Raw genomic sequence first — 25,178 nt, 5'->3', positions numbered from 1 at the left:
TACTAATTATGTTAGCAAACATAACTATTATTTAATTTAAAATAGCAAATAAAATTATTATTTTTTTATTGAGGGTTCTGAATCACTAAATATTTTAGTTATTTTATTCGTGTTTTGATAATATTTGCAAAAACTTGTGATTTCGCAGATACTACACTTTGGAGATCTTGCCACACATATATACCTGCCATGCAATATCAGCCAATGGTGTGCAACATGTATTGTTTCTTCAGGCAAATTCTTAACTAAGTCTTTTTCTACAGTTAGTGGAGTTTTTCCGGTAGTTAATCCAATCCTGTTTGCAACCCTGAAAACGTGTGTATCAACCGCCATAGCGGGTGCATTATAGATAACAGAAGCTATAACATTTGCTGTTTTTCTTCCAACACCAGGCATTTTCTGTAAATCATTCACATCAGATGGGACTTCGTTATTAAAGTCGTTAAGCAGCATTTTAGCCATACCAACCAAATGTTTAGCCTTGTTATTCGGGTAGCTAACACTTCTGATATAATCGAAAACAATATCGGGTGTAACATCAGCCAAAGATCTGGCATCCGGAAAGCGCTTAAACAATGCAGGTGTTACCTGATTTATTCTTTTATCAGTACACTGAGCAGATAAGATTACTGCTATCAGTAATTGAAATGGATTGTTGTAGTGCAATTCTGTTTCGGCATCTGGTTGCTTTGCAGAAAAATGGGCCACAAAAAGCTTATATCTTTCTTTTTTGAGCATCTACAAACTTAGATATTTTTGCCTTTAATTTTCAATTTAATATATCTCAGAAATAGTAACTGGCTTAATTTCATTTTAACGACATTCATAGTTTTCAAAACGACAAAATGGATTGTTATTTCCTTTTTGGATATAATGAATTTCATTAAAGGAATAAAAAAAAAGCTGCTAAATTTTTAGCAGCTTTTTTTCGTTTCTTAAATTACTTGGCTCTGGAATAGGCTAAAATCTTCGAAATTGTTGTTTCAGAAGGGTTTTTAGCTAAGCTATCCAGTTGCGATTTAATGTTCTCATAGAACTGTAAATCCTGTGGTTCAACATCATTTGCAGGAATCATCTCCTGTTTTTTCTGTTCGTAATTTAGTTTGTTAACTGAAGTAGAGGTTTCCATCATAAGCAATAAACGTATATTAGTTTTACTAATTAACGCTATTGTTATTAATTTATTTTAACCCAAACAACAATTTTTTATATTTTCTTTTTTCTACTGATATCAGGATATTTCTTTCACCTTCATCATTTTCCGAAGATTGCTCAAAGCATACCTCATACGGCCTAATGCAGTGTTTATGCTTACATCGGTTAGGTCAGCTATTTCCTTAAAGCTAAGGTCAGCATAATGACGCATTATCAATACTTCTTTCTGATCGTCAGGTAATAAGTGAATCATGGCCCTTAAATCAAAATGGGTTTGTTCTCTTAAAATTCTATCTTCTGCACTTTCTTCATGAAACTGAAGCATATTAAATACATCGGTGCCATCGGCACTTGTAATAACTGGTCCTCGTTTTTCACGTCTAAAGTAATCTATCACAAGGTTATGTGCAATACGCATTACCCATGGTAAAAATTTACCTTCTTCGTTATAACGTCCAGATCTTAATGTGTTAATTACCTTAATAAAGGCATCTTGAAATATATCTTCTGCTAAATACTGGTCTTTAACCAATAAATAGATTGATGTATAAATTTTTGATTTGTGTCTTCTTAAAAGTTCTTCCAAAACGGCCTCATTGCCGGTAAGGTATAACTTAACCAAATCCTGATCACTATATTGTTGTAATTTCATAGGAGTATCCTAACTAAATTCCCTTGCTGTTAAATGCCAAAAAAATACTTAGTAGATGTTTGTTTCGATATTATTTCTCCTATTGGTTTTTATGATGGTGGTGTATGTTGTTCAGTTAATTAGTTTCAAAAGAAGCATTTTTTTATTAGAATTCAATAGAAAAAGTGTTAAAAAAAAATAAAAGTGGTCTCAGAGCCTTATTTTTGCATCCTCCCAAAAAAACAAATATTCGTTTTTTGAGGTATATTAGCAGTATTCTATCACGAAATCAATGAATAACGAAATCGACAAAGATCCACACAAAAATATTATCATAAAAGGTGCCAGAGTTCACAATCTTAAAAATATTGATGTAGCTATTCCAAAAAACAAACTGGTAGTTATTACCGGAATGTCAGGGTCAGGCAAGTCATCTTTGGCATTTGACACACTATATGCCGAAGGCCAGAGAAGATATGTAGAGAGCTTGTCTTCCTATGCCCGCCAATTTATGGGGAGGATGAACAAACCTGATGTTGATTACATAAAAGGAATAGCTCCGGCTATAGCAATTGAACAAAAGGTTATTACCTCAAACCCTCGCTCTACTGTTGGCACTTCAACTGAAATATATGATTATCTTAAACTTCTGTTCTCCAGAATAGGGAAAACATATTCTCCAATTTCCGGTAAAGTAGTAAAAAAAGATACCGTTACTACAGTTGTTGATTTTATATCTAACATGGATGATGAAAGTACCGTTACTATATTTTGTCCATTATTCCCGCACAATAACAGGTCTGTAAAGGAAGAGCTGGCTGTACTTTTACAAAAAGGTTTTCTAAGGGTTTCCTATCAGGATAAAATTCAGAAGATTGAAGCAATTCTGGAAGATGAAACATTCAAGGATTTCGAATTAAAAGATGAAAATACAATCAGGATTCTGATTGACCGTATTGTTGTTAATTCAGCTGATGAAACATTAAGCCGTATTGCTGATTCAGTTCAAACTGCTTTCTTTGAAGGAAAGGGCGACTGTTTTGTAGAGCATGAAGGGAAATTAACAAACTTCTGTGACCGTTTTGAACTTGATGGAATTCGTTTTGATGAGCCTACACCAAATTTCTTTAGTTTCAATAATCCATATGGCGCATGCAAAAGATGCGAGGGGTATGGAAACGTAATAGGTATTGATGAAGACCTTGTTATTCCTGATAAGAGTAAAAGTGTTTTTGATAATGCAATTGCGCCATGGAGGGGGGAAAAAATGAAGGAGTGGTTAAATAAACTGGTTAAAAGTGCCGCTAAATTCGACTTCCCAATTCACAGGCCATTCAATGAGCTAACTGAAAAAGAACAGAGGCTATTATGGACTGGTAATAAATACTTTGAAGGATTAGACGCTTTTTTTAAAGAACTTGAGGAGCAAACCTTTAAAATACAATATCGCGTAATGCTATCCAGATATCGGGGCAAGACGTCATGTCCTGATTGTAAGGGATCACGATTACGTAAGGATGCTTCGTATGTAAAGATCAATGATAAGTCGATTATTGACATCGTTCTGATGCCTTTATCAACCATACTTGATTTCTTTAATAATTTAAACCTGTCGGCTAACGACGAGAAAATAGCAAAACGTTTATTGGCCGAGGTTAGTAGCCGTGTACTCTATCTTAATAATGTTGGTTTGGGTTATTTAACACTTAACAGGTTGTCAAATACACTTTCCGGAGGCGAATCTCAGCGTATTAATCTGGCAACATCATTGGGTAGCAGCCTTGTGGGTTCAGTGTATGTGCTTGATGAGCCAAGTATCGGATTACATCCAAGAGATACAAATAAGCTAATAGAAGTATTGGAATCTCTTAGAAATGTAGGAAATACGGTACTGGTAGTGGAGCATGAAGAAGAAATGATGAAAGCTGCCGACTATATTATAGACATAGGCCCAGAGGCAGGCACTCACGGTGGTAATCTGGTATTTAGCGGTACCTATAAACAGATCATAAAAGATAAGAAAAGCTTAACAGGAAAATACCTTTCAGGTGAAGAGCAAATTGCTATTCCAGCAAAAAGAAGAGGATGGAAGGACCATATTTTAATTAAAGGAGCAAGAGAAAATAACCTTAAAAACATAGACGTAAAATTCCCTTTGGGTGTTTTTACGGTAGTGAGTGGCGTTTCCGGATCAGGAAAAACAAGTCTCATTAAAAAAATACTTTATCCTGCGCTTCAAAAGGCAATCGGAAATTACTCAGGTGAGCAGACAGGAGCATACGATGGCATCTATGGCAATTATGAATTGGTAAGTCAGGTTGAAATGGTCGATCAGAATCCTATTGGCCGCTCATCAAGATCAAATCCTGTAACCTATGTAAAGGCATGGGATGATGTAAGAGCCCTGTTTTCGGCGCTGCCTGCATCTAAAGCCTCAGGCTTAAAGCCCGCTGCATTCTCATTTAATGTTGAAGGTGGCCGTTGCGATGTTTGCCAGGGAGAGGGAGAGGTAAAAATAGAAATGCAGTTTATGGCCGATATTTATCTGCCATGCGAAACTTGCGGAGGTCGTAGATTTAAGCAACAGGTGCTTGATGTAACCTACCAGGATAAAAACGTTGCAGATATTTTGGATTTAACAATCGAAGAAGCAGTAGATTTCTTTAAAAACGAGCCCAAAATTTTGCATAAACTGCAACCCCTGGTAGATGTAGGTTTAGGATATGTACATTTGGGACAGTCATCCAATACCCTATCTGGCGGAGAGGCGCAGCGCATTAAACTTGCCTCATTCTTAATCAAAGGAAATAACGCCAATAAAACACTATTTATATTTGATGAGCCTACCACTGGATTGCATTTTCATGATATTAAAAAGCTTCTTATTGCCTTGAATACTTTAATAGAACAAGGAAATACAATTCTGGTAATAGAACACAATATGGACATGATAAAATCAGCAGATTGGGTTATAGATATTGGTCCGGAAGGGGGAGATAAAGGTGGTAATATTGTTTTTGAAGGCACGCCTGAACAGCTTTTGCCGGTAAAAGAGAGTTATACCGCTAAGTATTTAAAAGCACATTTGAAATAATTGTATCTTCGCGCATGCTTTTTTTAACACTCTTTCTCGGGATAGTTTTAAATATGGTTGGATACATCCCACCAGGTAATATTAATCTTACCGTAGTTCAAATAACAATAACAAGAGGGATTCGTCAGGCTTTATATTTTATTGGCGCATTTTCTCTTGTCGAAATGCTTTTCACTTTTGGTGTGATGCGTTTTGTGCAATGGTTGTCGAGCGAAATTCAGCTCGATAACATTATTGATGTTATCATGGTTTTTATGTTCGGAATATTAGGCGTAATTACCTGGAGGTCACGTAAAGAGATGCCAAAAGCCGATTATTCGAAAAAGGACAGTATAAAATATGGTTTGCTTTTAGGTGTTGTTAACCCAATGCAAATACCATATTGGCTATTCGTTGGAACATATTTAATATCGCACGAGTGGATAGATATTGGTTATCTTTCTTTGTCTGTTTTTAGTATAGGATCAGGAATTGGTGCCGGCCTGGCATTATATGGCTTTGCCCGCTTTGCCCAATATATACAGGAAAAGTTTGCACTGAGCAGTTATATAGTAAACAAAGGAATTGCCTTACTTTTCTTTGCTTTATCAGCCTATCATGTATGCAAAATAGTGTATATACACTTTATAAAATAGGTGCCCTACTTTTTTAAAAACTCAAGGTTCCAGATTTTTTCAGCCCTGCGGCCAATAAACCAAAATGAAGCCGCCAGTACACAAAAGAAAAGTGCTTTGTGCCAGCTATCCCAAAAGTATTCAAAATACCTTGTATACAAGTTGATAAACAGAAAGGTAATTCCAAACTCTCTTGCAATATCGTCTCTGTATTTCAACCCTATATAGATGCTTACGAGGCAAAATGCGGCAGATAATAAAGCCCAATAGAACAAGCTAATTTGCCTTACAGAATACCATTCTTCCAATGATCCAAAGTTTCCAAATACCGAAAGCAGCCAAAGGGAAACAAATAGATATACCATGCCGCAAACATAGTTTACCTGAAAAAACATTCCCATCTTTTTATTGTTTTTAATTATAAAAGAAAAGGCGGTAAGGCATAGCCCAAAAAGCACAAAGCGAAGCGGATAGTTCATTCCTACAAAATACCAGTTCCAGCGCGACAGATAACCCGTTTCAGTGCCAAACCAGGCACCTAGTGATATCAGAACAAATGCCCATATCAATCTTGATTTAAAAATATAAGCCAGTATGCCGTAAATAAAAACAGAGGCTAAAATAAGTAAAGAGAAGTGCGAATTACCATTATCTATGGCTTTACCCAGATAAGCAATGGCATTGGCAGTTAACATTACTGCAGTAAAAACCAAAGCTTCATTACTAAATACCAGGTGCGATTTGAGCTTTTTTCTTTTAAAACTGAAATAGTATAGCACAGCTGCACCGATGGCTGATAAGATACTAATCATCACATCCGAGGCGGTAAAAATCTGCTCCAGATAGTTTAAAATTTTATTGTCAATCAGCAGGGCACCTAACGAAATAACTCCGCAAGCCATCGCTATCCAAAAAGAATACTGAGCTAAACGTCGCCAGTCAAAACTTTTGGTTTCATAACTTCCACGTAATCTGTTAACATCATCCGGCGACAAAAGATTCTCCTCTTGCCAGTGATTTAGCATCTCATCTAAAAAGTCACTCTTTTCCTGATCAATTTTCATTAATGTACAAGGTACACTCTGTTATAGTAAAATCAAAATCAAGGCCTTACTTTAGCAAATCCGGAACCTTCTTGTTATTTCCTACAATCCAAACAATATCGCCGTTTTCGAATATAAGTGTCGAATCGGGATTTAGTATCCGGTTTCCATTTCTTTCAATTCCAACCACCAGACCCTGAGTCATTTCCCGAATCCCCGAATTGCGGATGGTTTGGCCGTACACTGGTGAGCTGCTATTAATCACTATTTTTTGAAGTGACATATCCTCTTTAGGGAAACTAGATTGCATGTTCTCGTCTATGCTTCCTTCAAAAAGTTCCTTTATAGCGGCCAGTTGATCATCAGTTCCAATAACCAGAACTTTATCATTAGGATATAAACGTTCATTTCTGCCAGGTGTTGGTATCATTATTTTTCCGCGTTGAATAAGCGCAATATTAACACCGTACTTTTCCCTCACTGATAAATCCACAAGGGTTTTTCCAACAAGTGTTGATTCTGGGGCAACCGAAAGCTCAACCAGGTGAGTATCCCATGGTAAAATTTCAGGCGGTGCATTTTGAGCCTCTCTGGCATTAAGGTTAAGTAAAAATCTACTTTCAAGTTTGTTGTAAAAGCCCTGTAGTCTTCTCGAAAAAATGAACATACAAGATACAATTAGTGCTATTGCAATAACAATTGAAATCCATGTACTATAGAACTGATAAATTAAAATACCAACAAAGAAAATGGCTAATCCAATACGTAGAACCTCAAGAGCAACAAGTGGTCCGCGAGTGTATTTTTTATTAAGCCATAAATGCGAATAGGCCTTTTTTTCAATTCTCCTTATAGCCAGTGCCCATAAAAAAGGCGTCATGATAAACAAGGTCATGATTAGGCTAATAACAATACCATTGTTGCCGTTAATCAGATTCTTTGTTATAAATGGCTGAAGATACCTAGATCCCAAAAATACGATGGCAATAAGAATAACCGAATGTATGATTAAGTTAAATGTGTACGATTTAAGTAATGTTTTCCAATCGCTTAATGTGGTTATACCTGCTGTACTTGAACTGTATCTGTTAATGCCTTCAACCCATTTTTTAGGAAGCCTGCGTTCAAGGAACATATAAAAAGGTTCCGAAAATTTAATAAGATAAGGGGTAGTAAAGGTGGTAATTGCTGATACTGCAACAGCTATAGGGTATAAAAAATCGCTGGTTACTTTAAGTGTTACCCCCAAAGTTGCAATGATAAACGAAAACTCGCCAATCTGTGCTAAGCTTAAACCTGTTTGTACCGATGTTTTTAAAGGTTGTCCTGAAACCAATGCGCCCAATCCGGAGCTTAAAAACTTGCCGAAAACGGTTGCCAAAGTAATTATTAAAATAGGCACAGCATAATCAATCAAAATGCTTGGATTAATTAACATACCGACCGATACAAAGAAGATAGCTGCAAATAGATCTTTAACAGATTTTGTTAAATGCTCTATTCTTTCTGCCTGCGTAGTTTCAGCCAGTATAGATCCCATAATAAATGCACCAAGGGCAGGAGAGAAGCCTACTTTAACGGCAAGTAATACCATAAGTAAACACAAAGCGATAGAAACCACAAGCATCGTTTCGTCATTCATTAATTTTTTAGTGGCCTTTAAAAAAGTAGGTACAAGAAATATGCCTCCAATAAACCACAAGACTAGGAAGAAACATAGTTTTAGGATAGACACCAACATCTCCGCACCGGCAAATTGCTGGCTAACTGCAAGCGTTGATAATAATACCAACAATAAAATGGCAACAAGATCTTCAACAATAAGCACTCCAAAAACCAGTCCGGCAAACTTTTTATGTTTTACGCCAAGTTCTTCAAAAGCCCTGATAATAATAGTAGTTGATGATACTGATAATATACCACCCAGAAATATACTATCCATTGTAGACCACCCCATTGCCAATCCGGCTACAAAGCCAATCAGCAACATAAATACTACTTCAACAATGGCCGTTATTGATGCAGACCCTCCAACTTTTACCAGCTTTTTAAAACTAAACTCGAGTCCTAAACTAAATAATAAGAAGATTACCCCGATCTCTGCCCAGATATGGATGCTTTCATTATCAGTAACAGTAGGAATAAATTTAATGTGTGGCCCAACAAGTAATCCTGCCAAAATGTAGCCAAGCACCAGAGGTTGTTTAATTCTTTTAAAAAGCAGTGTAGTTATACCTGCGGCAGCAAGTATTAAACCCAGATCAGTAATTAATACTGGTAAATGTATCATAGAAACGCATATTTTTTAATGTATAATTTATTGTTAAATAGGGTAGTATAAATTATAATTACCAAAAAACATGTTTTGGGTACAAAAAATTAAAAATATAAGAGTAACTGGAAAATGAAAAAGAATTATAATAGTTTGCAATTAATGGGCATAAAGCTATCTGGTTATCCTGTCGCTTAAAAAGAAGGAAAATTCCAAAATTAGTTTTCTTTAAAACTTGTTGTAAAGCAGGCAGGTCATCAAAAGAGGTTTTTTGGAGTGATGATTTGCTTTTTTTGCTAAAAACCAATGTTTTTTTAACATTAATACTCAATATCGTGTGTTTAGTTTTTTCCGCATCAATACCTTCCCCATTTACTATATGGAAAGAAAAAAGATGGATAAAAACTATTAGTATAAGAGTAAATAATGGCCTCATTGTCGTAAATATACGCAAAAAAAGGCTTTATTTAGAATAAAATGGGCTTTAAATGACGTTATGACGATTTCTTGAAATAAGCCAAGGTAGCTTCTTTGTCCTTTTGCAGTTGTTCTTTTAAAGCCTCAAGGCCGGTAAATTTAACATCGTGTCTTAGGAATTCCAGGAAGGTCATGGTAATTTCCTGACCATAAATTTCCTTGTTAAAATCAAAAATATTCACCTCAATATTTCTGGTCATTCCATTAATGGTAGGGCGCTGACCTATATAAGCCATCCCTTTAAATACCTCATTGTTCATTTCAACGGTTACAGCATAAATCCCATCCGAAGGGATAAGCTTGTAAGTTTCCTCAACAAAGATGTTTGCTGTAGGGAAACCAATTGTACGGCCTATTTTATCTCCTTTTATTACCCTGCCGTGTATCGAGAAATTGTAGCCAAGGTAATTGGCAGCAAGGGCAACATCACCATCCAATAATGCTGTACGGATTTTTGTTGAGCTTACAGCAACAGCATTGATATCCTGCTCAGGTATTTGTTCAATCTTATAATTAAAGTTTTTAGAAAAAGCTTCCAGATCCTGTAGGCCACCCTTTCTATCCTTACCAAAACGATGGTCATACCCAACAATCAGGTTTTTAATGCCAATTGTATCTACCAAAATATTCTGAATATATTCCGCAGGGGTAAGATTCGAGAAGTCGCGGGTAAAAGGAGTGATGATTAAATGATCTACACCGAGGCCTGCAAGTATTTTAGCCTTTTCATTAATTGTGTTTATCATTTTCAAATCCTGATTCTCAGGATCAATAATTAACCTTGGATGTGGGAAAAATGTCAATATTACACTCTCACCACCAGTTGATTTAGCAAGCTCGCAAAGGCGCTTAATAATTTTCTGATGGCCATAATGTACACCATCAAAGGTGCCTATGGTAGCAACTGCATTATTTAGCTTCTTAAATTCCGAAAAGTGATTATATATTTTCAAGGTAGTTTAAATTAATGTAAAGCCTGGCGTTTTACTACGCCGCCTTTTATGTCGGCTATTTGCTGCTGAATCACAAACGCATCCGGATCAATCTGTCTTATTGCCGTTTGGAGCTTGCTCATTTCAAGTTTGGTAACAACAGTATAAAGTATATCTATATCTTTTTTTTCTCCGTATCCGCCCTCGCCTTTATAAATTGTTACCCCCCGTTTCATTTGGTTGATAATGAATTTTTTAATCCGGTCATTTTTTTCAGAGATCACGGTAACACCGGTATATTGTTCAATACCATTAACAATATAGTCTACTGTGTTAGATGCGGATAAATAAGTTAATATGGCATACAATGCCTTATCAATTCCTAAAAATATTGCCGCAAAGGCAAAGATGATAATATTTAAAATCAGGATAATATTACCTACCGTTAGCGTACTTTTTTTACTGATGTATAGTGCAAGCACCTCTGTACCATCAATTACACAGCCACCACGCATGGCTAACCCAATTCCACCACCCAAAAATAATCCTCCAAAAAAGGCAATCAGTAAAGGGTCATGAGTAATTGGTTTAAAAGGAGCTATGATAAGTAAAATGGCAAGTAATGATATTGCAACTGATGTTTTGATGGCAAATACCTTCCCGATTTGTCTGTATCCGAGCGTAACAAAGGGGATATTGATAAGGATAATCAAATAAGAAAGATTAAGCTTTGTTATATTGCTTACTAACAGGGAAATACCCGTTACTCCGCCGTCAATAAAACCGCTTGGCAATAAGAAACTTTTTAAGCCAAAACAAGCCGAAACAATGCCGCATATTATAAGAAATATGTTTTTGGCAATATTAAGTTTCTTCGGTTTTGTATGGCCACGCATGACTACTGTTTCTTAAGCCTAATATAGTTAACTAAATCTGCTACCTCAAAAGCATTTTCAAGTAAAAAGTTTCCACTGCGTGTGCGGGTAAGTTTAGATAAGTATGCTCCGTTATTAAGCTGTTTACCAAAATCAGAAATCAGAGATCTGATATACGTTCCTTTACTGCAAATAATCCTGAAATCGATCTCAGGAAGTGCTATTCTGGTAATTTCAAATGCCGAAACAGTAACATTACGCAAACGCAGTTCTGTTTCTTCGCCTCTTCTCGCTTTCACGTAAAGGCGTTCTCCATTTACTTTAACAGCAGAATGTGCAGGCGGATATTGTTGTATATCGCCAACAAAAGGAGCTGTAGCACCATAAATGGCTTCTTCAGTTATTCCTTCTAATGAAAATTCCTGATCAACAACTGTTTCCAGATCAAAAGATGGGGTAGTGGCACCTAAAACCATAGTGCCTGTATACTCTTTTTCTTCGGCCTGGAAGGTGTCTATCTGTTTGGTGAGTTTGCCTGTGCAAATTATTAATAAACCTGTGGCAAGCGGATCTAAAGTTCCTGCATGACCAACTTTTAATTTCAAGGGCTTTAATGAGTTGCGGATTTTGCCTACAACATCAAAACTTGTCCATTTGTATGGCTTGTTGATGAGCAATAGCTCACCCTCAGCAAAATTAAAATCAGGAAATGTTTTTGTTACTGTTGCTTCTTCTTTACCCTCACTCATTACAATACATTCATTTCAACTCCTGAAAAGTATAACACAAGGAGTAACACACCTATAATAATCCTGTACCAGCCAAAAATTCTGAACCCATGCTTTGATAAGAACCCAATAAATGATTTGATTGCAATTATTGCTACTATAAATGCAATTACATTTCCAAAAAGCAATAATTTGATATTCTCTGCATTAAGCAATTCATATCCTTTCAGCAATTTATAGCCAGTAGCAGCACACATAGTAGGTACGGCAAGAAAAAAAGAAAACTCTGCTGCGGCATGTCTGGTTAACTTTTGCTGCATGCCACCAATTATTGTTGCCGCACTTCTACTTAATCCCGGAAATACAACAGCAAGTACCTGAAAGCATCCAATTTTAAAAGCGCTTAAATTACTGATCTCACTTTCGTTATGGATGGTGGGATTTTTAAAGAACTTGTCGATAAATAATAATACAATACCTCCAAGCAGCAATACCACTGCAATAAATATAGGGTTGCCTAAAGTATTGTCTATAAAGTCATTTAATAAAAAGCCAAAAAATAAAGCCGGTATAACGGCAATAATCAACTTAACGTAGAACTGCCATTTACTGAAGTCAAAAAACTTTTTCCAGTAAAGTACCACTACGGCTAAAATTGCACCAAGTTGAATGGCCACTTCAAAAAGCTTTACAAAATCATCTTTTCCAATTCCCATAAAAGAACTGGCAATAACCATATGGCCGGTTGATGAAACGGGTAAAAACTCTGTTAGCCCTTCTATTATAGCCAGAATAAGGGCCTGTAAATAATTCATGTATTGGTCTATTTTTTTAATACGGCATAAACTCCAAAACCAAAACCTGCTAATACCACCATTGGGGCAAGCAATGTTTTTCTGAAGTCGTATATATCTGTTGTGCCTATCATTAAAATAAAGCCAAATACAACAATAGCAATACTAATAAGCAATAATTGGTAGTTCTTTTTGGTAAAAACTAGTTCGCTTTTTGAATCCTGATGTACAGGAGTTGATTTTTTTTCTATCATTATCTGTAAAGATCGTAAATTTTTAAACGTAAATATCTGCTCACTGCAAACGAGGTGCTTATGGCGGTAATAAAAATACCTACCCCAACCAGACCAAGTAAAACAATACCAAATTCAGTATAATTTCTAAGGATTACAATTTCAGGAATTTCTCTTTGTGCATAGTACAATATGCCTAATAAAATCAGGATAGCTATAAATGCAGCAATTAATCCATGCAAAGCAGCCACCAAAATGAAAGGTCTGCGGATAAAACCTCTTGTAGCTCCCACTAGTTGCATACTTTTAATTAAAAACCGCTGAGAATAAATAGCAAGGCGTATGGTATTGTTAATCAACGCAACTGATATAATTAGTAAAATAGCAGCAAAGCCTAAAATGATCAATCCAATGGTGTTGATATTTTTATTTACCATATCAATTAACGAACTCTGGTATATAACCTCTTTAACCACAGGGTTTTTGGCAATGCTGGCTTTTAAAGTATCTATACTTTTATTGTTTGCATAATTAGCTTTTAAGTATACATCAACAGTTGATAGTAAGGGGTTGTACCCAAGAAAATTCACAAAATCTTCGCCAAGGTCATTGGTTAAGTTTCTGGCGGCCATCTCTTTATTTACATATTGGGTAGTTTTAACGGCCGGATTTACATTAAGCTCTTTTTGAAACTGTAAAACATCAGTTTCTTTGGCGCCCTCATCTACAATTATGTTTAACACGATATTTTCCTTTACGTAATTAGAAAGGTTTTTTGCATGTACCAATATTAAGCCCAACATACCCAGCATTAATAAAACCAATGCAATACTGAAGATTGTAGAAATATAAATGGTTTTTGTCTTCTTAGAAGCATCGCTCACTTCAAATTCTTCCATGTATTTATCTTTATGTTTTGCGAAAATAAAAAATATAAGCAACTAATTTAAATAATCTGGCTTTATACTTTAAATCATAAAGAAATTATAACGGGATTTATGTTTAAATAGTGTTAGCACCTGGCACAGAAACTGATTTAAGTAAGTTCACATTGAGGTAAGAACCGGTCCACGTTAAGCCCACATTTTTCTAAATAAAACGTGGACTCACTGTGGATCGATACAAAAGAGGCGTAAAATGTATTATATTTGGCTTGCGTTATGATTGATAAAAAATTCATTTATAAACTGGGTAAATGGTTGCTGATAATCATTTTACTTAGTTTCGTAGCAGGCACAATGTCGGCCTTATTTTTAACATCATTAGATCTGGCAACAAACTTTAGAACCGGGCACCCTTATATCCTGTATTTTTTGCCATTGGGCGGCTTAGCTATTGGTTTGGTTTACCATTATTTAGGTAAAAGTGTCGAACGAGGCAATAACCTGGTTTTTGATACCATTCATAATCCTAAAGATATTATTCCATTCAGGATGGCTCCATTAGTACTTATAGGTACTGTAGCTACGCATTTCTTTGGTGGTTCGGCAGGTAGGGAAGGTACTGCATTGCAGATGTCGGCCGCCGCTGCTGATCAGTTTCATAAAATTTTTCATTTAAGTAAGCAAGAGCGGATAGTTCTTCTTATTGCAGGTTTAAGCGCTGGTTTTGCTTCTGTTTTTGGGACACCAATTGCAGGTGCCATTTTTGGTATCGAGGTACTCTTATTGGGCAAAATCCCATACAAATCCATTTTGCCGGCAATAGCATCGGCTTTTTTGGCTGCTTATATTACTGAGCTATGGGGAGTTGGCCATACCCATTATAGCATAATCTCTGTGCCTCAGGTTTCTTTTAGGGGGATTGTTTACAGTGCAATTGCTGGTCTGTTTTTCAGTATTGCTGCTATAGTGTTTGTGAAATTGACCCACCAGCTGTCCATAATATTTAAAAAAATTAAATACGCTCCAATGCGCCCTTTTGTAGGTGGTATAGTGGTCGTAGCCATTGTTTTGCTGTTGGGTACCTATAAATATATAGGTTTAGGAATACCAACAATAGTCGAGTCATTTTTACAAAGTTCAAAACCTCAGGATTTTGCATTGAAAATACTCTTGACAGCAATTACCCTTGGTGCGGGCTTTAAAGGTGGAGAGGTTACACCTCTTTTTTTTATTGGGGCAACACTTGGTAGTGCACTTTCATTTTGGCTGCCTTTGCCTGTCGGGTTATTGGCCGGGATGGGTTTTGTAGCCGTTTTTGCCGGTGCGGCAAAAACTCCGGTTGCTTGTTGCGCAATGGCAATGGAACTGTTTGGGGTTTCGTGCGGAGTTTATGTTATTGTAGCCTGTGTATCTGCTTATCTTATTTCGGGTGCGCACAGCATCTATAATGCCTCCGAAAACAAATCTCCAAAGCACTTTTTATTTGGTAAATTTTCTCTTACTGATGTGCATCGTAAAAGACAATTAAAAACTTCTTAGCCAAACTTTTCTGTAAGCTCCTTAATTTCTTTATTTTCGCGGGATATAAAGGAATTAGCAGTAATGGATTACCAATTTAAAGAAATAGAACAGAAGTGGCAAAAGTTCTGGGCTCAAAATCAAACGTTTAAAGCAGAAAAAGATACAACAAAACCTAAGTTTTATGTTCTGGATATGTTCCCGTACCCATCTGGGGCTGGTTTACATGTGGGACATCCCCTTGGTTATATTGCGTCCGATATATTTTCAAGATATAAAAGATTAAAAGGATTTAACGTATTGCACCCGATGGGATACGATTCGTTTGGTTTGCCTGCTGAGCAGTATGCTATACAAACCGGCCAGCACCCGGCTTTAACAACCGAAACTAACATCAATACCTACAGAGAGCAATTGGATAAAATTGGTTTCTCGTTTGATTGGAGTAAAGAGGTACGTACCAGCGATCCGGAATATTATAAATGGACACAATGGATCTTTATGCAATTGTTTAATTCCTGGTATAACTTGGAAACTGACAGGGCTGAAGATATTACAACTTTAATTGAGAAATTTAATGCCTCGGGCAGTGCTGATGTAAAAGCGGTTTGTGATGAAGAGGTTAAATCTTTTTTGCCTAGCGATTGGGCTACCATGACCAGCGAAGAGAAGCAGGAAGAATTATTAAAATATCGCCTCACTTACTTAAGAGAAAGTACCGTAAACTGGTGCCCTGGATTGGGAACTGTGCTTGCTAATGATGAGGTGAAGGACGGGTATTCGGAACGTGGCGGATTTCCGGTTGAACAAAAGAAAATGATGCAATGGAGTATGCGTATATCTGCATATGCAGAGCGCTTATTGCAAGGCTTAAATACTATTGACTGGCCAGAGCCGGTTAAAGAAATGCAACGTAACTGGATTGGTAAAAGCGTTGGGGCAAGTGTTAAATTTGCTATAGAAAATGCACCGGAAGGTATTGCCAATTATATTGAAGTTTTTACTACAAGGGTAGACACTATTTTTGGTGTTTCTTATTTGGTTTTGGCGCCTGAGCATGAACTTGTTACGGCGTTAACTACATCAGAGCAACTAGATGATATTAATGCTTATATAGCTAAAACTAAAAAGAAATCGGAGCTGGACCGTATGGCCGATACAAAAACCGTATCAGGCGCGTTTACGGGGAGTTATGTTATTAATCCGGTAAGCGGAGAGCGTATTCAGCTATGGATTGCTGATTATGTACTTGCAGGTTATGGAACCGGTGCAGTAATGGGTGTGCCTAGTGGCGATCAGCGCGACTGGCTTTTTGCTACTCATTTTAATTTGCCTATTGTACAGATTCTTGATGCACAAAAAGATATTGAACATCAAGCTGATGCCACTAAAGAGGGTAAATACATTAATTCGGGCTTTATAAATGGTATGAATTATACCGAGGCTACTGGAACTTTAAATGCCTGGTTAGAAGAGAAAGAGGTTGGTAAAGCAAAGGTGAATTACCGTATGCGTGATGCAATTTTTGGCAGACAGCGCTATTGGGGTGAGCCTATTCCCGTTTACTTTAAAGATGGATTGCCATATTTAATTAAGGAAGAAGAATTGCCATTAATGCTTCCTGAGATTGATAAGTACCTGCCGACTGAAACTGGTGAGCCGCCTTTGGGGCGTGCTGAAGATTGGAGTTACGATGATCAGTACGAATATGAGTTGAGTACTATGCCGGGTTGGGCTGGCTCTAGCTGGTATTGGTATCGTTATATGGATGCCAGAAATGATTCGGACTTTGCATCTAAAGAAGCTATTGCTTACTGGAAGGATGTTGATTTATACATTGGTGGCGCTGAGCACGCAACAGGACATCTGTTGTATAGCCGTTTCTGGAATAAGTTCTTAAAAGATTTAGGGTATGTACAGGAAGAGGAACCTTTTAAGAAACTGATTAACCAGGGGATGATACAGGGTAGAAGTAACTTTGTATATCGCGTGGTTGATGAGGAAGGCCGTGGTACAAATACTTTGGTTTCGTACGGTTTGAGAAAGGATTACAAAACCTCTGCCTTGCATGTGGATGTAAACATTGTAGAAAACGAAATTCTGAATATTGAGAAGTTTAAAAAGTTCAGACCGGAGTTTGCCGAAGCAGAGTTTATTCTGGAAAATGGAAAGTACATCTGCGGAGTAGAGGTAGAGAAAATGTCTAAGTCTAAATTCAATGTGGTAAATCCTGATGATCTGATTGAGAATTACGGAGCTGACACGTTGAGGATGTACGAAATGTTCCTTGGTCCGCTTGAGCAAAGTAAGCCATGGAATACTAACGGTATAGAGGGCGTGTTTAAGTTTTTACGCAAATTCTGGCGTTTATTCCATAATGAAGCATGGCAGTTTAATGTTAGCGATTCTGTACCTACAAAGGCTGAATTGAAAGCTTTGCATAAGATTATTAAAAAGGTTCAGGACGATATTGACCGTTTCTCGTTCAATACTTCTGTATCGAGTTTTATGATTGCGGTTAATGAACTTACTGATTTAAAATGTAAAAACCGCCAGGTGCTTGAAGATCTGGTTGTTGTACTTGCTTCTTACGCACCACATATTTGCGAGGAGTTGTGGGCTTTATTAGGTCATGAGGAAGGAAGTTTATCTTATGCCAAATATCCTGAATTTAACCCTGCTTATATGGTTGAGGATGAGTTTAGCTATCCGATCTCGGTTAATGGTAAAACGCGGTTAAATATGAACCTTAGCCTTGCTTTAGAGCCTAAAGAGATTGAAGAAACTGTTTTGGCCGATGAACATGTTCAGAAATACCTTGAAGGTAAAGCACCTAAAAAGGTAATTGTTGTAAAAGGACGAATTGTAAATATTGTAATCTAAATTGAAATAAAGATACATGCAGGTTCGGCTATTAAGCCGGACCTTTTTTATGTTCTGTCTTTTAGTGGGTAGGCCAATTCTCTTTTGGCCTCATTAACTACAAAGCAGCTCTGTAATGATCCTACATTTTTAAGTTTTGCCAACTTCTCTACAATTAGCCTATTGTAGCCTGCCATATCACTCACCACAATTTTTAAAAGGAAATCAAAAGCTCCTGTAGTATGGTAGCATTCCAATACTTCTGAGAAACGAATTACTTCGTTTTGAAATGCGATAAGTGCTTCGCCACTGTGGTCGTTTAGTTGAACCTGAGTAAAGGATATCCAAAGTTCATCAAATTTATTGCGGTCAATAAGTGTTACACTCCCTGTAATGTAGCCCAAGTCTTTAAGACGACTTACGCGTTCAAACATAGTACTGCTGCCCTTATGCAATTTAAGGGCTAATTCTTTATTGGTAAGCCTTGCATCTTTTTGCAATAAGCGAAGAATTTCGAGATCCGTTTGATCTAATATGCTTGTATTCATATAACCACGAGCACTTTTATACGTTTTGGTGTGATGCAAATAAAGGACATTAGATGCAGATTAACAAATGGAAGGCAACAAAATTTGGGGAGTACTGGCAGTTTTTTTTAAGTGCAAAATTTAATTCTGACCATAAGGGCGGGTTATGAATAATTTCCGGATATAGCCGATGTCCGAGGTATTAACAAATCAACTTATGAACTTTAGGCCTTGCAACCGCAGGTTACAATGTGCTAAGCATGAGAGAAATCAAGATAGAAAAATCCTTTACTAAACGCGACCATGATTCCCTTAGGAGATATCTGAATGATATTGCCGGGTATCCGTTGTTAAGTGCGGAAGAGGAGGTTAAGCTGGCCCGTAAAATTCAGACGGGAGACCTTGCTGCCTTGCAAAGGCTTGTAACTTCAAACCTTCGATTTGTAGTTTCAGTTGCAAAAAAGTACGAAGGACAGGGTTTGCCTCTTGCAGATCTGATTTCGGAAGGAAATGCAGGATTGGTTAAGGCAGCGGAGCGCTTTGATGAAAGCCGGGGATTTAAGTTTATCTCATTTGCGGTATGGTGGATCAGACAGTCCATGATGATGGCAATTGGCACATATAAACGTATGATCAGGCTTCCGATGAATCAGGTTAATGATATACAGGATTTGTGGCGATCGGAAATGGAGATGGAGCAGAAATTGGAACGCTTACCTACAGACGAGGAGCTATCTGAGTATACCGGAATTGCACTTGATAAGCTAAAGGCCTATCAGTACAGTCCGGGGCATGCAGTTTCTTTGGATACAGGGGGTGATGATGAAGAGAAGCCTGGTCTGATGGTGTTTCTTGAAGATACTTCGATAGATGCGCCTGATACGGTACTCCAATCTCAGGATTTAAAGTACAGCCTTAGGGAATTGTTAAATCAGCTTCCAGACAGACAGCGCCGAATCATTCAACTCAGCTTCGGATTACAAGGTAATGAGGCAATGCACCTGGAAGACATTGCAGATCTTTTTGACTTGAGCAAAGAAAGTGTGCGGAAGATTAAATATCAGGCACTGCATAGCCTTGGTAAAGAGAAGGGGGCGAAACGCCTCAGACAATATTTGTAAATGAATATGAAACAGAAAGAATATATACTAATCATTGGAGCACTTGGACAAATTGGAAGAGAGCTAACTGATGAACTAAGGGAAAGATACGGAAAAGAAAATGTATTAGCGGCTGACATCAGACCTAAAGAAGATGTTTCTTTTGAGAAACATCCTTATATACAATTAAATGTAATGGATAAGGTGGGACTTGAAAATCTTATTGCTGAAAATAAATTTACTCAGATCTATCACCTGGCAGCTATGCTTTCGGCAAGTGGTGAGCGTAACCCTCAGGCAGCATGGGCATTAAACATGGAAAGCTTATTAAGTATTCTTGACTTATCTGTTAAGTATAAAGTTGAGAAAGTTTTTTGGCCTAGCAGTATAGCAATATTTGGTCCTGATTCAGTAAAACAGAACTGCCCTCAGCAAGGTGTTACGGAGCCGACTACAATTTACGGAATCAGTAAAGCAGCAGGAGAGTATTGGTGTAAATATTATTTTGAAAAACATGGCCTTGATGTACGCAGTGTGCGCTACCCAGGTCTTATTAGTTATACGGGAGCTCCCGGAGGTGGAACAACTGATTATGCTGTAGATATTTTTCATAGTGCGGTAAAAGGAGAAAAGTATACCTGCTTTTTAAAAAAAGATACGGCTTTGCCTATGATGTATATGCATGATGCAATACGTGCAACATTGGAGCTTATGGAAGCTCCTGCAGAATTTTTGTCTGTACGTACGGCTTATAACCTGAGTGCTTTGAGCTTTACTCCGAAAGAGATTTATGAAGAAATAGCTAAGGAAGTACCAGGATTTGAGATAGAATATGTTCCTGATTTCCGTCAGCAGATTGCAGATAGCTGGCCTCAAAGTATTGACGATAGTGTAGCAAGTAAGGATTGGGGATGGAAACCAGCATTTGATTTAGAAAAAATGGTGAAAGATATGCTTCAAAATATTGAAGTATATCCATAAGAAAAACAATTACTCGTAATTGGTAAATTTAGGTTCAAAAGCAGGCTGTATCCGGATGGAGCGTCTGCTTTTTTTATGATGTTTAAAATGTTAATTTGTTTATAACATTTTAACCCAATGTGAGAGAAGATTAGTTAAATTAGATAAAGAATAATTTATAACTGTTTTGATAAAAAAGTCCTGTGAGTGGGAGATCCGCGAAGGGCAGGCACAGCATAAGCAAAAGGTACAAAAGCCGGTCTTTTAAAGCCGGCTTTTGTGTTTATAAAAACTTTGGCGGGCAAATTGCAATAAGGTTTCTAAAAAAATGTTATTCGCTGACTGCTAACAATGCAAGAATCACTAGAAGAGAAAAGTTATCTTTTTCAAATGCTGCTTGACAACGTACCTGTTGTCATTTTTAAGACAAATAAGGATGGAGTATTTACCCGATCTGTTGGACTGGGATTAAAGGTGTTTGGAGTGAAAGATAATGAGTCTGTTGGGAAGAGTATTTTTGAATTATACCCTATTGCAGGCGAAATAATGCGAAGAGCATTGGCTGGTGAATCACTTAAGTTTGTTGCAGACGTTGAAATTCAAGGGAAAATGATTTTTCTTGATGTTACTTTATGCCCTGATCCTTCTGATGTAGGAGGGGTTATTGGTCTTCTTTTGGATATTACCAGACAAAATAATGTTGAGGAAAAACCGAGAAAGGCAAGTCCGGTTCTTGGCTCAAAAACCAATAAGCTAATGGGGATTAATGAGGAAACAACTTCCCTAAATGATGCTGTTGAAAAAGCCAAGCAACAGTTCTTATCTAACATGAGCCATGAGATAAGAACACCTATGAATGCAGTGATTGGAATTACCAATTTACTTTTACAGGAAAACCCAAAACCTGAACAGATAGAGAGTTTAAAGATTCTTAAGCTATCGGGCGAGAACTTACTTGAATTAATAAATGACGTTTTAGATTATAGTAAGCTTGAATCGGGAAAGATGTTGGTAGAGCCGATTGATTTTAGCTTAATAGATTTGGTAAACAATGTTAAGGAAACTCATCATCTCACAGCAAAGGAAAAGGGACTTGAATTCAAAATAAAAATAGATTCCGATTTGCCGGTTATGGTGGTGGGCGACCCTACAAGGTTAGCCCAGATATTGAATAACCTGGTAAGTAATGCCATAAAATTTACGAACAAAGGTTCGGTTATAATGGATTTGTCATTAAATAGAATGGTGGGTAATCTGGTTGATATAGATTTTGTGGTAACTGATACCGGAATAGGCATTGAAACTGATAAAAGGGATTATATTTTTGAGAGTTTTACCCAGGGAAGTGCAAATACAACCAAGGCTTTTGGTGGAACGGGCTTAGGCCTTGCTATAACAAAAAAAATAGTAGCACTACTTGGTGGTAACATTTCGGTTAAAAGTGTGGTTGGTATAGGCTCAACTTTTTTGTTTAACCTGCAATTTAAAAAGAGTAAGAAAAAGGCCGGCCATACTGTAGTGCCTGAAATTGTTGCGGATTTTTCGAGCCTTGCAGGATTTAGGATATTGCTGGTTGAGGACAATGAGATAAATGTAATTGTTGCCCGGAAATTTATGCAAAAATGGGGGCTGCATATTGATTGTGCCGCAAATGGTACAGAAGCTGTTGAAAAGGTAATTGAAAACCATTACGACCTTGTGTTGATGGATTTAGAGATGCCAAAAATGGATGGATATGAGGCAACCAAAGTAATAAGATCTATTGCTGATGATAAATTTAAGCAGCTGCCAATAATTGCTTTAACGGCTTCGTTATTAACGGAAATTAATAAGCAAATTTTAGAGGCGGGTATTGATGATTATGTTGCAAAGCCTTTTAGTCCGATAGAATTGCATTCAAAAATCAGGCAATACCTGCATATTAATTAAACTTTTTTCTGGTCTTTTATCAAATAAACAGATGGAATAGGTAGCTCATCCATTTCAGTTTTTGGACTGAATTATAATACCTTTGGCTTCAAAATAGGTTAACAGAGGGCTATTCCCAAATTCATTAAGCCAGATCACCTCGTCAATCACTGTTGTTCTGTTAAAATTACTGCTTATGATCTCATATAAACTCAATCCTACTCAATTTTTGTAATTTGCAGTATAAATTGGTTTCTAAAATGAAGGGTATAATATTAAAGGATTTTGGCGGTGTAGCTAACTTGGTTTATTCAGAACTGCCATTACCTGCCATAAGTGATGAAGAGGTGCTTATAAACGTAAAAGCAATTAGCATTAATCCGGTTGATGTTAAAACGCGGGCTGGCAAAGGGCGCGCTGCAAAGCTAAAGGACGAGCACCCTATTGTTCTTGGCTGGGATGTGGCCGGAGTTGTTAGCTCGTCTAAATCTGCCATGTTTAAAGAGGGGGATGAAGTATTTGGAATGATAAATTTCCCCGGGCATGGAAAAGCATATGCTGAATATGCTGCGGCCCCTGCAGGTCATGTTGCCTTAAAGCCAGCTAATATAACTTTTGAAGACGCTGCTGCTGCTACTTTAGCAGCCCTAACTGCTTGGCAGGCAATTATAGATCATGCAAAAGTGAAAAAGGGAGATAGGGTTTTAATTCATGCAGCTGCTGGTGGTGTTGGAAACTATGCTGTACAAATTGCAAAACATTTAGGCGCTTATGTAATAGGAACCTCATCGACCGGCAAAAAGGACTTTGTTTTAAGTTTAGGCGCCAATGAACATATAGACTATACAAGCCAATCTCTTGAAGAAGTTACCAGCAATATTGATTTTGTGCTTGACACAATTGGAGGTGAGACCATTAACAATTCTTTAATGGTAATGAAAAAGGGAGGCACAATTATTAGTATTCCATCAGGACAAAATGAAGCAGTTGCGGAAAAGGCTGAAGCTATGGGTATGATTGGTTATCCTATTCTGGTAAAATCTGATGGCACTGAGATGAAAGAAATTGCTGCTTTAATGGAAAGTGGAGCTATCAAATCTCATGTATCACAAGTGTTTGAGTTTGATGAGATGAAGGCTGCACACTTATCTCTTGAAACCGGAAAAACCCAGGGAAAGATTGTAGTAAGGGTTTAATAATCCGTTTTTTACTTTCGTATGAAATAATTTTACACTCATCAGGAGTGATTCAGCTACCTTTGTATAGGATATGAGCACGAAAAATATGGTGAAATATACGTTTTTGGCTGTTTTGACAGCTTTTTCTTTAATCTGCAATGCGCAGATTAATTTGCAACAAGGAAAATGGAAAGCAGCTTTGCATAGAACAGATGGAAAGGAAATTCCGTTTGAGCTGAAAATCCAAACGCAAGGCAAGACCACAATTTTTTACGTAGTAAATGATACGGAACAACTTAAAACAGAAATTTCAAAGATCTCTAAAGATTCTGTTTTAATTAAAATGCCCGTATTTGAATCTTCTTTTAGGGTTAAAATAATTAATAAGGATAGTATAAGTGGTGTATGGGTTAAGGGCGGATCTGTTAAAGATTTGGTTATGCCGTTTTCTGCAACATCAAAAGATAGCCGTTTCCCGAAAGGGTCTGCGGGCAATGCCTCTGTTAAGGGAAAATGGAAAATTGAGTTTACAAGAGCAGATCAGTCTGTACGGTTAGCAATTGGTGAGTTTACGCAAAATGGACAGAAAGTAGGTGGTTCTGTCCTAACTCCTTCTGGCGATTACCGTTACCTTGATGGCAGGATAATTGGCGATTCTTTAATGATCTCGACTTTTGACGGGATACATGCGCTTGTTTTCTCTGCAAAAATTAAAGGGGACACTATTAAAGGAACATTGTATAGCGGAGCAACATCATTAGAGAAATGGACTGCTGTAAAAGACCTGAATGTAAAACTGGAAGCCCCGGTTACTGCGCTTAAAGAAGGAGAAAGCGGTCGCCTTGATTTTAGTTTTAAAGATCTTGAAGGTAATGTGGTATCTATAAATGATCAAAGATTTAAAGATAAAGTTGTGGTTTTACAGTTAATGGGATCATGGTGCCCAAACTGTATGGATGAAATGGCTTTTTTAAGTGATTACTACCGTAAGAATAAAAACAGGGGAGTTGAGGTTATTGCTTTAGCTTATGAATTGAGTACTGATGAGGCAAGATCAAGAAAAAGCCTGCAAAAGTTTCAGCAACAATTTAAGGTTGAATACCCGATGCTAATTACTGGTGTTACAGCCGGAGATCCGGAAAAGACTCAGAAGACCTTACCTCAGTTAAATGCAATTAAGGTGTTCCCTACAAGTATTATTTTGGATAAAAAAGGGTTGGTAAATCATATTAATACTTCATTTTATGGCCCTGGAACCGGTGAATATTATGTGCAGTATAAAAAAGAATTTGAAGAGGTTATGAATTCTTTGCTGAGTAAATAGTATACATTGTTTTTTGACAAAATCACTTAACATTTTGACAAAAAATAATACTATTGATAATGTAAATCG

Annotated in this window: 21 protein-coding genes; 9 read left to right on the top strand and 12 right to left on the bottom strand. The window is 37.1% G+C overall.

From position 1 onward, the window contains the following. Nucleotides 1-57: 57 nt before the first annotated feature. The 3 genes from nth to CPT03_RS14890 all read right to left on the bottom strand — a co-directional run bounded on the left by nth (nt 58) and on the right by CPT03_RS14890 (nt 1,807). Nucleotides 58-738 carry an endonuclease III gene (nth, locus tag CPT03_RS14900; protein WP_099439587.1) on the bottom strand — a complete coding sequence of 227 codons (681 nt, stop codon included), beginning with the start codon at nt 736-738 and terminating at the stop codon, nt 58-60. Nucleotides 739-940: 202 nt separating this feature from the next. Further along, on the bottom strand, nt 941-1,132 hold the full coding sequence (locus tag CPT03_RS14895) for a hypothetical protein (protein ID WP_157766462.1): 192 nt from the start codon (nt 1,130-1,132) through the stop codon (nt 941-943). Between the two features lie 99 nt (nt 1,133-1,231). Further along, nucleotides 1,232-1,807, bottom strand: a complete 576-nt coding sequence (locus tag CPT03_RS14890; protein WP_099439585.1) for an RNA polymerase sigma factor — start codon at nt 1,805-1,807, stop codon at nt 1,232-1,234. A 271-nt stretch (nt 1,808-2,078) separates the two neighbouring features. Here CPT03_RS14890 and uvrA point away from each other — a divergent pair, with 271 nt between their 5' ends. Then, nucleotides 2,079-4,880, top strand: coding sequence for an excinuclease ABC subunit UvrA (gene uvrA, locus CPT03_RS14885; protein ID WP_099439584.1), 2,802 nt, complete (start codon nt 2,079-2,081; stop codon nt 4,878-4,880). 53 nt (nt 4,881-4,933) lie between these two features. Then, on the top strand, nt 4,934-5,515 hold the full coding sequence (locus tag CPT03_RS14880) for a LysE family transporter (protein ID WP_245869856.1): 582 nt from the start codon (nt 4,934-4,936) through the stop codon (nt 5,513-5,515). 5 nt (nt 5,516-5,520) lie between these two features. Here CPT03_RS14880 and CPT03_RS14875 read toward each other — a convergent pair whose 3' ends face one another. From CPT03_RS14875 to CPT03_RS14835, 8 genes are all read right to left on the bottom strand, one after another. Then, a complete protein-coding gene (locus CPT03_RS14875; protein ID WP_099439582.1) occupies nt 5,521-6,558 on the bottom strand; it encodes a DUF2157 domain-containing protein in 1,038 nt (345 codons plus the stop codon). Between the two features lie 46 nt (nt 6,559-6,604). Continuing rightward, nucleotides 6,605-8,827, bottom strand: coding sequence for a cation:proton antiporter (locus CPT03_RS14870; RefSeq protein WP_099439581.1), 2,223 nt, complete (start codon nt 8,825-8,827; stop codon nt 6,605-6,607). Between the two features lie 476 nt (nt 8,828-9,303). After that, a complete protein-coding gene (locus CPT03_RS14860) occupies nt 9,304-10,239 on the bottom strand; it encodes a bifunctional riboflavin kinase/FAD synthetase (protein WP_099439579.1) in 936 nt (311 codons plus the stop codon). An 11-nt stretch (nt 10,240-10,250) separates the two neighbouring features. After that, nucleotides 10,251-11,114 carry a YitT family protein gene (locus CPT03_RS14855; RefSeq protein WP_099439578.1) on the bottom strand — a complete coding sequence of 288 codons (864 nt, stop codon included), beginning with the start codon at nt 11,112-11,114 and terminating at the stop codon, nt 10,251-10,253. A 2-nt stretch (nt 11,115-11,116) separates the two neighbouring features. Next, nucleotides 11,117-11,842: a tRNA pseudouridine(55) synthase TruB gene (gene truB, locus CPT03_RS14850; RefSeq protein ID WP_099439577.1), complete on the bottom strand. Its 726-nt coding sequence runs from the start codon at nt 11,840-11,842 to the stop codon at nt 11,117-11,119. Next, nucleotides 11,842-12,636 (bottom strand): undecaprenyl-diphosphate phosphatase, encoded by a 795-nt coding sequence (locus tag CPT03_RS14845; RefSeq protein WP_099439576.1) that lies wholly within the window; start codon nt 12,634-12,636, stop codon nt 11,842-11,844. The genes truB and CPT03_RS14845 overlap by 1 nt, the downstream gene beginning before the upstream one ends. A gap of 8 nt (nt 12,637-12,644) precedes the next feature. Next, nucleotides 12,645-12,869, bottom strand: coding sequence for a DUF3098 domain-containing protein (locus CPT03_RS14840; protein ID WP_099439575.1), 225 nt, complete (start codon nt 12,867-12,869; stop codon nt 12,645-12,647). Beyond that, nucleotides 12,869-13,747 carry a cell division protein FtsX gene (locus tag CPT03_RS14835; RefSeq protein ID WP_099439574.1) on the bottom strand — a complete coding sequence of 293 codons (879 nt, stop codon included), beginning with the start codon at nt 13,745-13,747 and terminating at the stop codon, nt 12,869-12,871. Before CPT03_RS14835 ends, CPT03_RS14840 begins: the two co-directional genes overlap by 1 nt. Nucleotides 13,748-14,008: 261 nt before the next feature. On the opposite strand from CPT03_RS14835, the gene CPT03_RS14830 reads away from it, so the two are divergent. Further along, nucleotides 14,009-15,271 carry a chloride channel protein gene (locus CPT03_RS14830; RefSeq protein ID WP_099439573.1) on the top strand — a complete coding sequence of 421 codons (1,263 nt, stop codon included), beginning with the start codon at nt 14,009-14,011 and terminating at the stop codon, nt 15,269-15,271. 63 nt (nt 15,272-15,334) lie between these two features. Next, nucleotides 15,335-18,133, top strand: coding sequence for a leucine--tRNA ligase (leuS, locus tag CPT03_RS14825; RefSeq protein ID WP_099439572.1), 2,799 nt, complete (start codon nt 15,335-15,337; stop codon nt 18,131-18,133). Nucleotides 18,134-18,180: 47 nt separating this feature from the next. Here leuS and CPT03_RS14820 read toward each other — a convergent pair whose 3' ends face one another. Next, nucleotides 18,181-18,660: an Lrp/AsnC family transcriptional regulator gene (locus CPT03_RS14820; RefSeq protein ID WP_099439571.1), complete on the bottom strand. Its 480-nt coding sequence runs from the start codon at nt 18,658-18,660 to the stop codon at nt 18,181-18,183. Nucleotides 18,661-18,899: 239 nt separating this feature from the next. On the opposite strand from CPT03_RS14820, the gene CPT03_RS14815 reads away from it, so the two are divergent. From CPT03_RS14815 to CPT03_RS14795, 5 genes are all read left to right on the top strand, one after another. Continuing rightward, complete coding sequence (locus tag CPT03_RS14815; RefSeq protein ID WP_099439570.1) at nt 18,900-19,760, top strand: RNA polymerase sigma factor RpoD/SigA; 861 nt, start codon at nt 18,900-18,902, stop codon at nt 19,758-19,760. Nucleotides 19,761-19,766: 6 nt separating this feature from the next. Beyond that, entirely contained in the window at nt 19,767-20,720 is a 954-nt protein-coding gene (locus tag CPT03_RS14810; RefSeq protein ID WP_099441136.1) for an NAD-dependent epimerase/dehydratase family protein, read from the top strand. Nucleotides 20,721-21,050: 330 nt separating this feature from the next. Next, nucleotides 21,051-22,628: a response regulator gene (locus tag CPT03_RS14805; protein WP_099439569.1), complete on the top strand. Its 1,578-nt coding sequence runs from the start codon at nt 21,051-21,053 to the stop codon at nt 22,626-22,628. Between the two features lie 239 nt (nt 22,629-22,867). Beyond that, a complete protein-coding gene (locus CPT03_RS14800) occupies nt 22,868-23,803 on the top strand; it encodes an NADP-dependent oxidoreductase (protein ID WP_099439568.1) in 936 nt (311 codons plus the stop codon). 73 nt (nt 23,804-23,876) lie between these two features. Next, nucleotides 23,877-25,109 (top strand): peroxiredoxin family protein, encoded by a 1,233-nt coding sequence (locus CPT03_RS14795; protein WP_099439567.1) that lies wholly within the window; start codon nt 23,877-23,879, stop codon nt 25,107-25,109. The last annotated feature ends 69 nt before the right edge of the window (nt 25,110-25,178 follow it).

The sequence above is a fragment of the Pedobacter ginsengisoli genome (genome assembly GCF_002736205.1).
In the GTDB taxonomy this organism is placed as follows: domain Bacteria; phylum Bacteroidota; class Bacteroidia; order Sphingobacteriales; family Sphingobacteriaceae; genus Pedobacter; species Pedobacter ginsengisoli_A.
The sequence above is the reverse complement of the archived record's forward strand: the minus strand, read 5'-3'. Positions and strand labels throughout refer to the sequence as shown.

What these genes read in the sequence shown, in the direction of transcription:
- nth (WP_099439587.1), bottom strand. Translation starts at nt 738, where the DNA reads ATGCTCAAAAAAGAAAGATATAAGCTTTTTGTGGCCCATTTTTCTGCA.
- CPT03_RS14895 (WP_157766462.1), bottom strand. Translation starts at nt 1,132, where the DNA reads ATGATGGAAACCTCTACTTCAGTTAACAAACTAAATTACGAACAGAAA.
- CPT03_RS14890 (WP_099439585.1), bottom strand. Translation starts at nt 1,807, where the DNA reads ATGAAATTACAACAATATAGTGATCAGGATTTGGTTAAGTTATACCTT.
- uvrA (WP_099439584.1), top strand. Translation starts at nt 2,079, where the DNA reads ATGAATAACGAAATCGACAAAGATCCACACAAAAATATTATCATAAAA.
- CPT03_RS14880 (WP_245869856.1), top strand. Translation starts at nt 4,934, where the DNA reads ATGGTTGGATACATCCCACCAGGTAATATTAATCTTACCGTAGTTCAA.
- CPT03_RS14875 (WP_099439582.1), bottom strand. Translation starts at nt 6,558, where the DNA reads ATGAAAATTGATCAGGAAAAGAGTGACTTTTTAGATGAGATGCTAAAT.
- CPT03_RS14870 (WP_099439581.1), bottom strand. Translation starts at nt 8,827, where the DNA reads ATGATACATTTACCAGTATTAATTACTGATCTGGGTTTAATACTTGCT.
- CPT03_RS14855 (WP_099439578.1), bottom strand. Translation starts at nt 11,114, where the DNA reads ATGCGTGGCCATACAAAACCGAAGAAACTTAATATTGCCAAAAACATA.
- truB (WP_099439577.1), bottom strand. Translation starts at nt 11,842, where the DNA reads ATGAGTGAGGGTAAAGAAGAAGCAACAGTAACAAAAACATTTCCTGAT.
- CPT03_RS14845 (WP_099439576.1), bottom strand. Translation starts at nt 12,636, where the DNA reads ATGAATTATTTACAGGCCCTTATTCTGGCTATAATAGAAGGGCTAACA.
- CPT03_RS14840 (WP_099439575.1), bottom strand. Translation starts at nt 12,869, where the DNA reads ATGATAGAAAAAAAATCAACTCCTGTACATCAGGATTCAAAAAGCGAA.
- CPT03_RS14835 (WP_099439574.1), bottom strand. Translation starts at nt 13,747, where the DNA reads ATGGAAGAATTTGAAGTGAGCGATGCTTCTAAGAAGACAAAAACCATT.
- CPT03_RS14830 (WP_099439573.1), top strand. Translation starts at nt 14,009, where the DNA reads ATGATTGATAAAAAATTCATTTATAAACTGGGTAAATGGTTGCTGATA.
- leuS (WP_099439572.1), top strand. Translation starts at nt 15,335, where the DNA reads ATGGATTACCAATTTAAAGAAATAGAACAGAAGTGGCAAAAGTTCTGG.
- CPT03_RS14820 (WP_099439571.1), bottom strand. Translation starts at nt 18,660, where the DNA reads ATGAATACAAGCATATTAGATCAAACGGATCTCGAAATTCTTCGCTTA.
- CPT03_RS14815 (WP_099439570.1), top strand. Translation starts at nt 18,900, where the DNA reads ATGAGAGAAATCAAGATAGAAAAATCCTTTACTAAACGCGACCATGAT.
- CPT03_RS14810 (WP_099441136.1), top strand. Translation starts at nt 19,767, where the DNA reads ATGAAACAGAAAGAATATATACTAATCATTGGAGCACTTGGACAAATT.
- CPT03_RS14805 (WP_099439569.1), top strand. Translation starts at nt 21,051, where the DNA reads ATGCAAGAATCACTAGAAGAGAAAAGTTATCTTTTTCAAATGCTGCTT.
- CPT03_RS14800 (WP_099439568.1), top strand. Translation starts at nt 22,868, where the DNA reads ATGAAGGGTATAATATTAAAGGATTTTGGCGGTGTAGCTAACTTGGTT.
- CPT03_RS14795 (WP_099439567.1), top strand. Translation starts at nt 23,877, where the DNA reads ATGAGCACGAAAAATATGGTGAAATATACGTTTTTGGCTGTTTTGACA.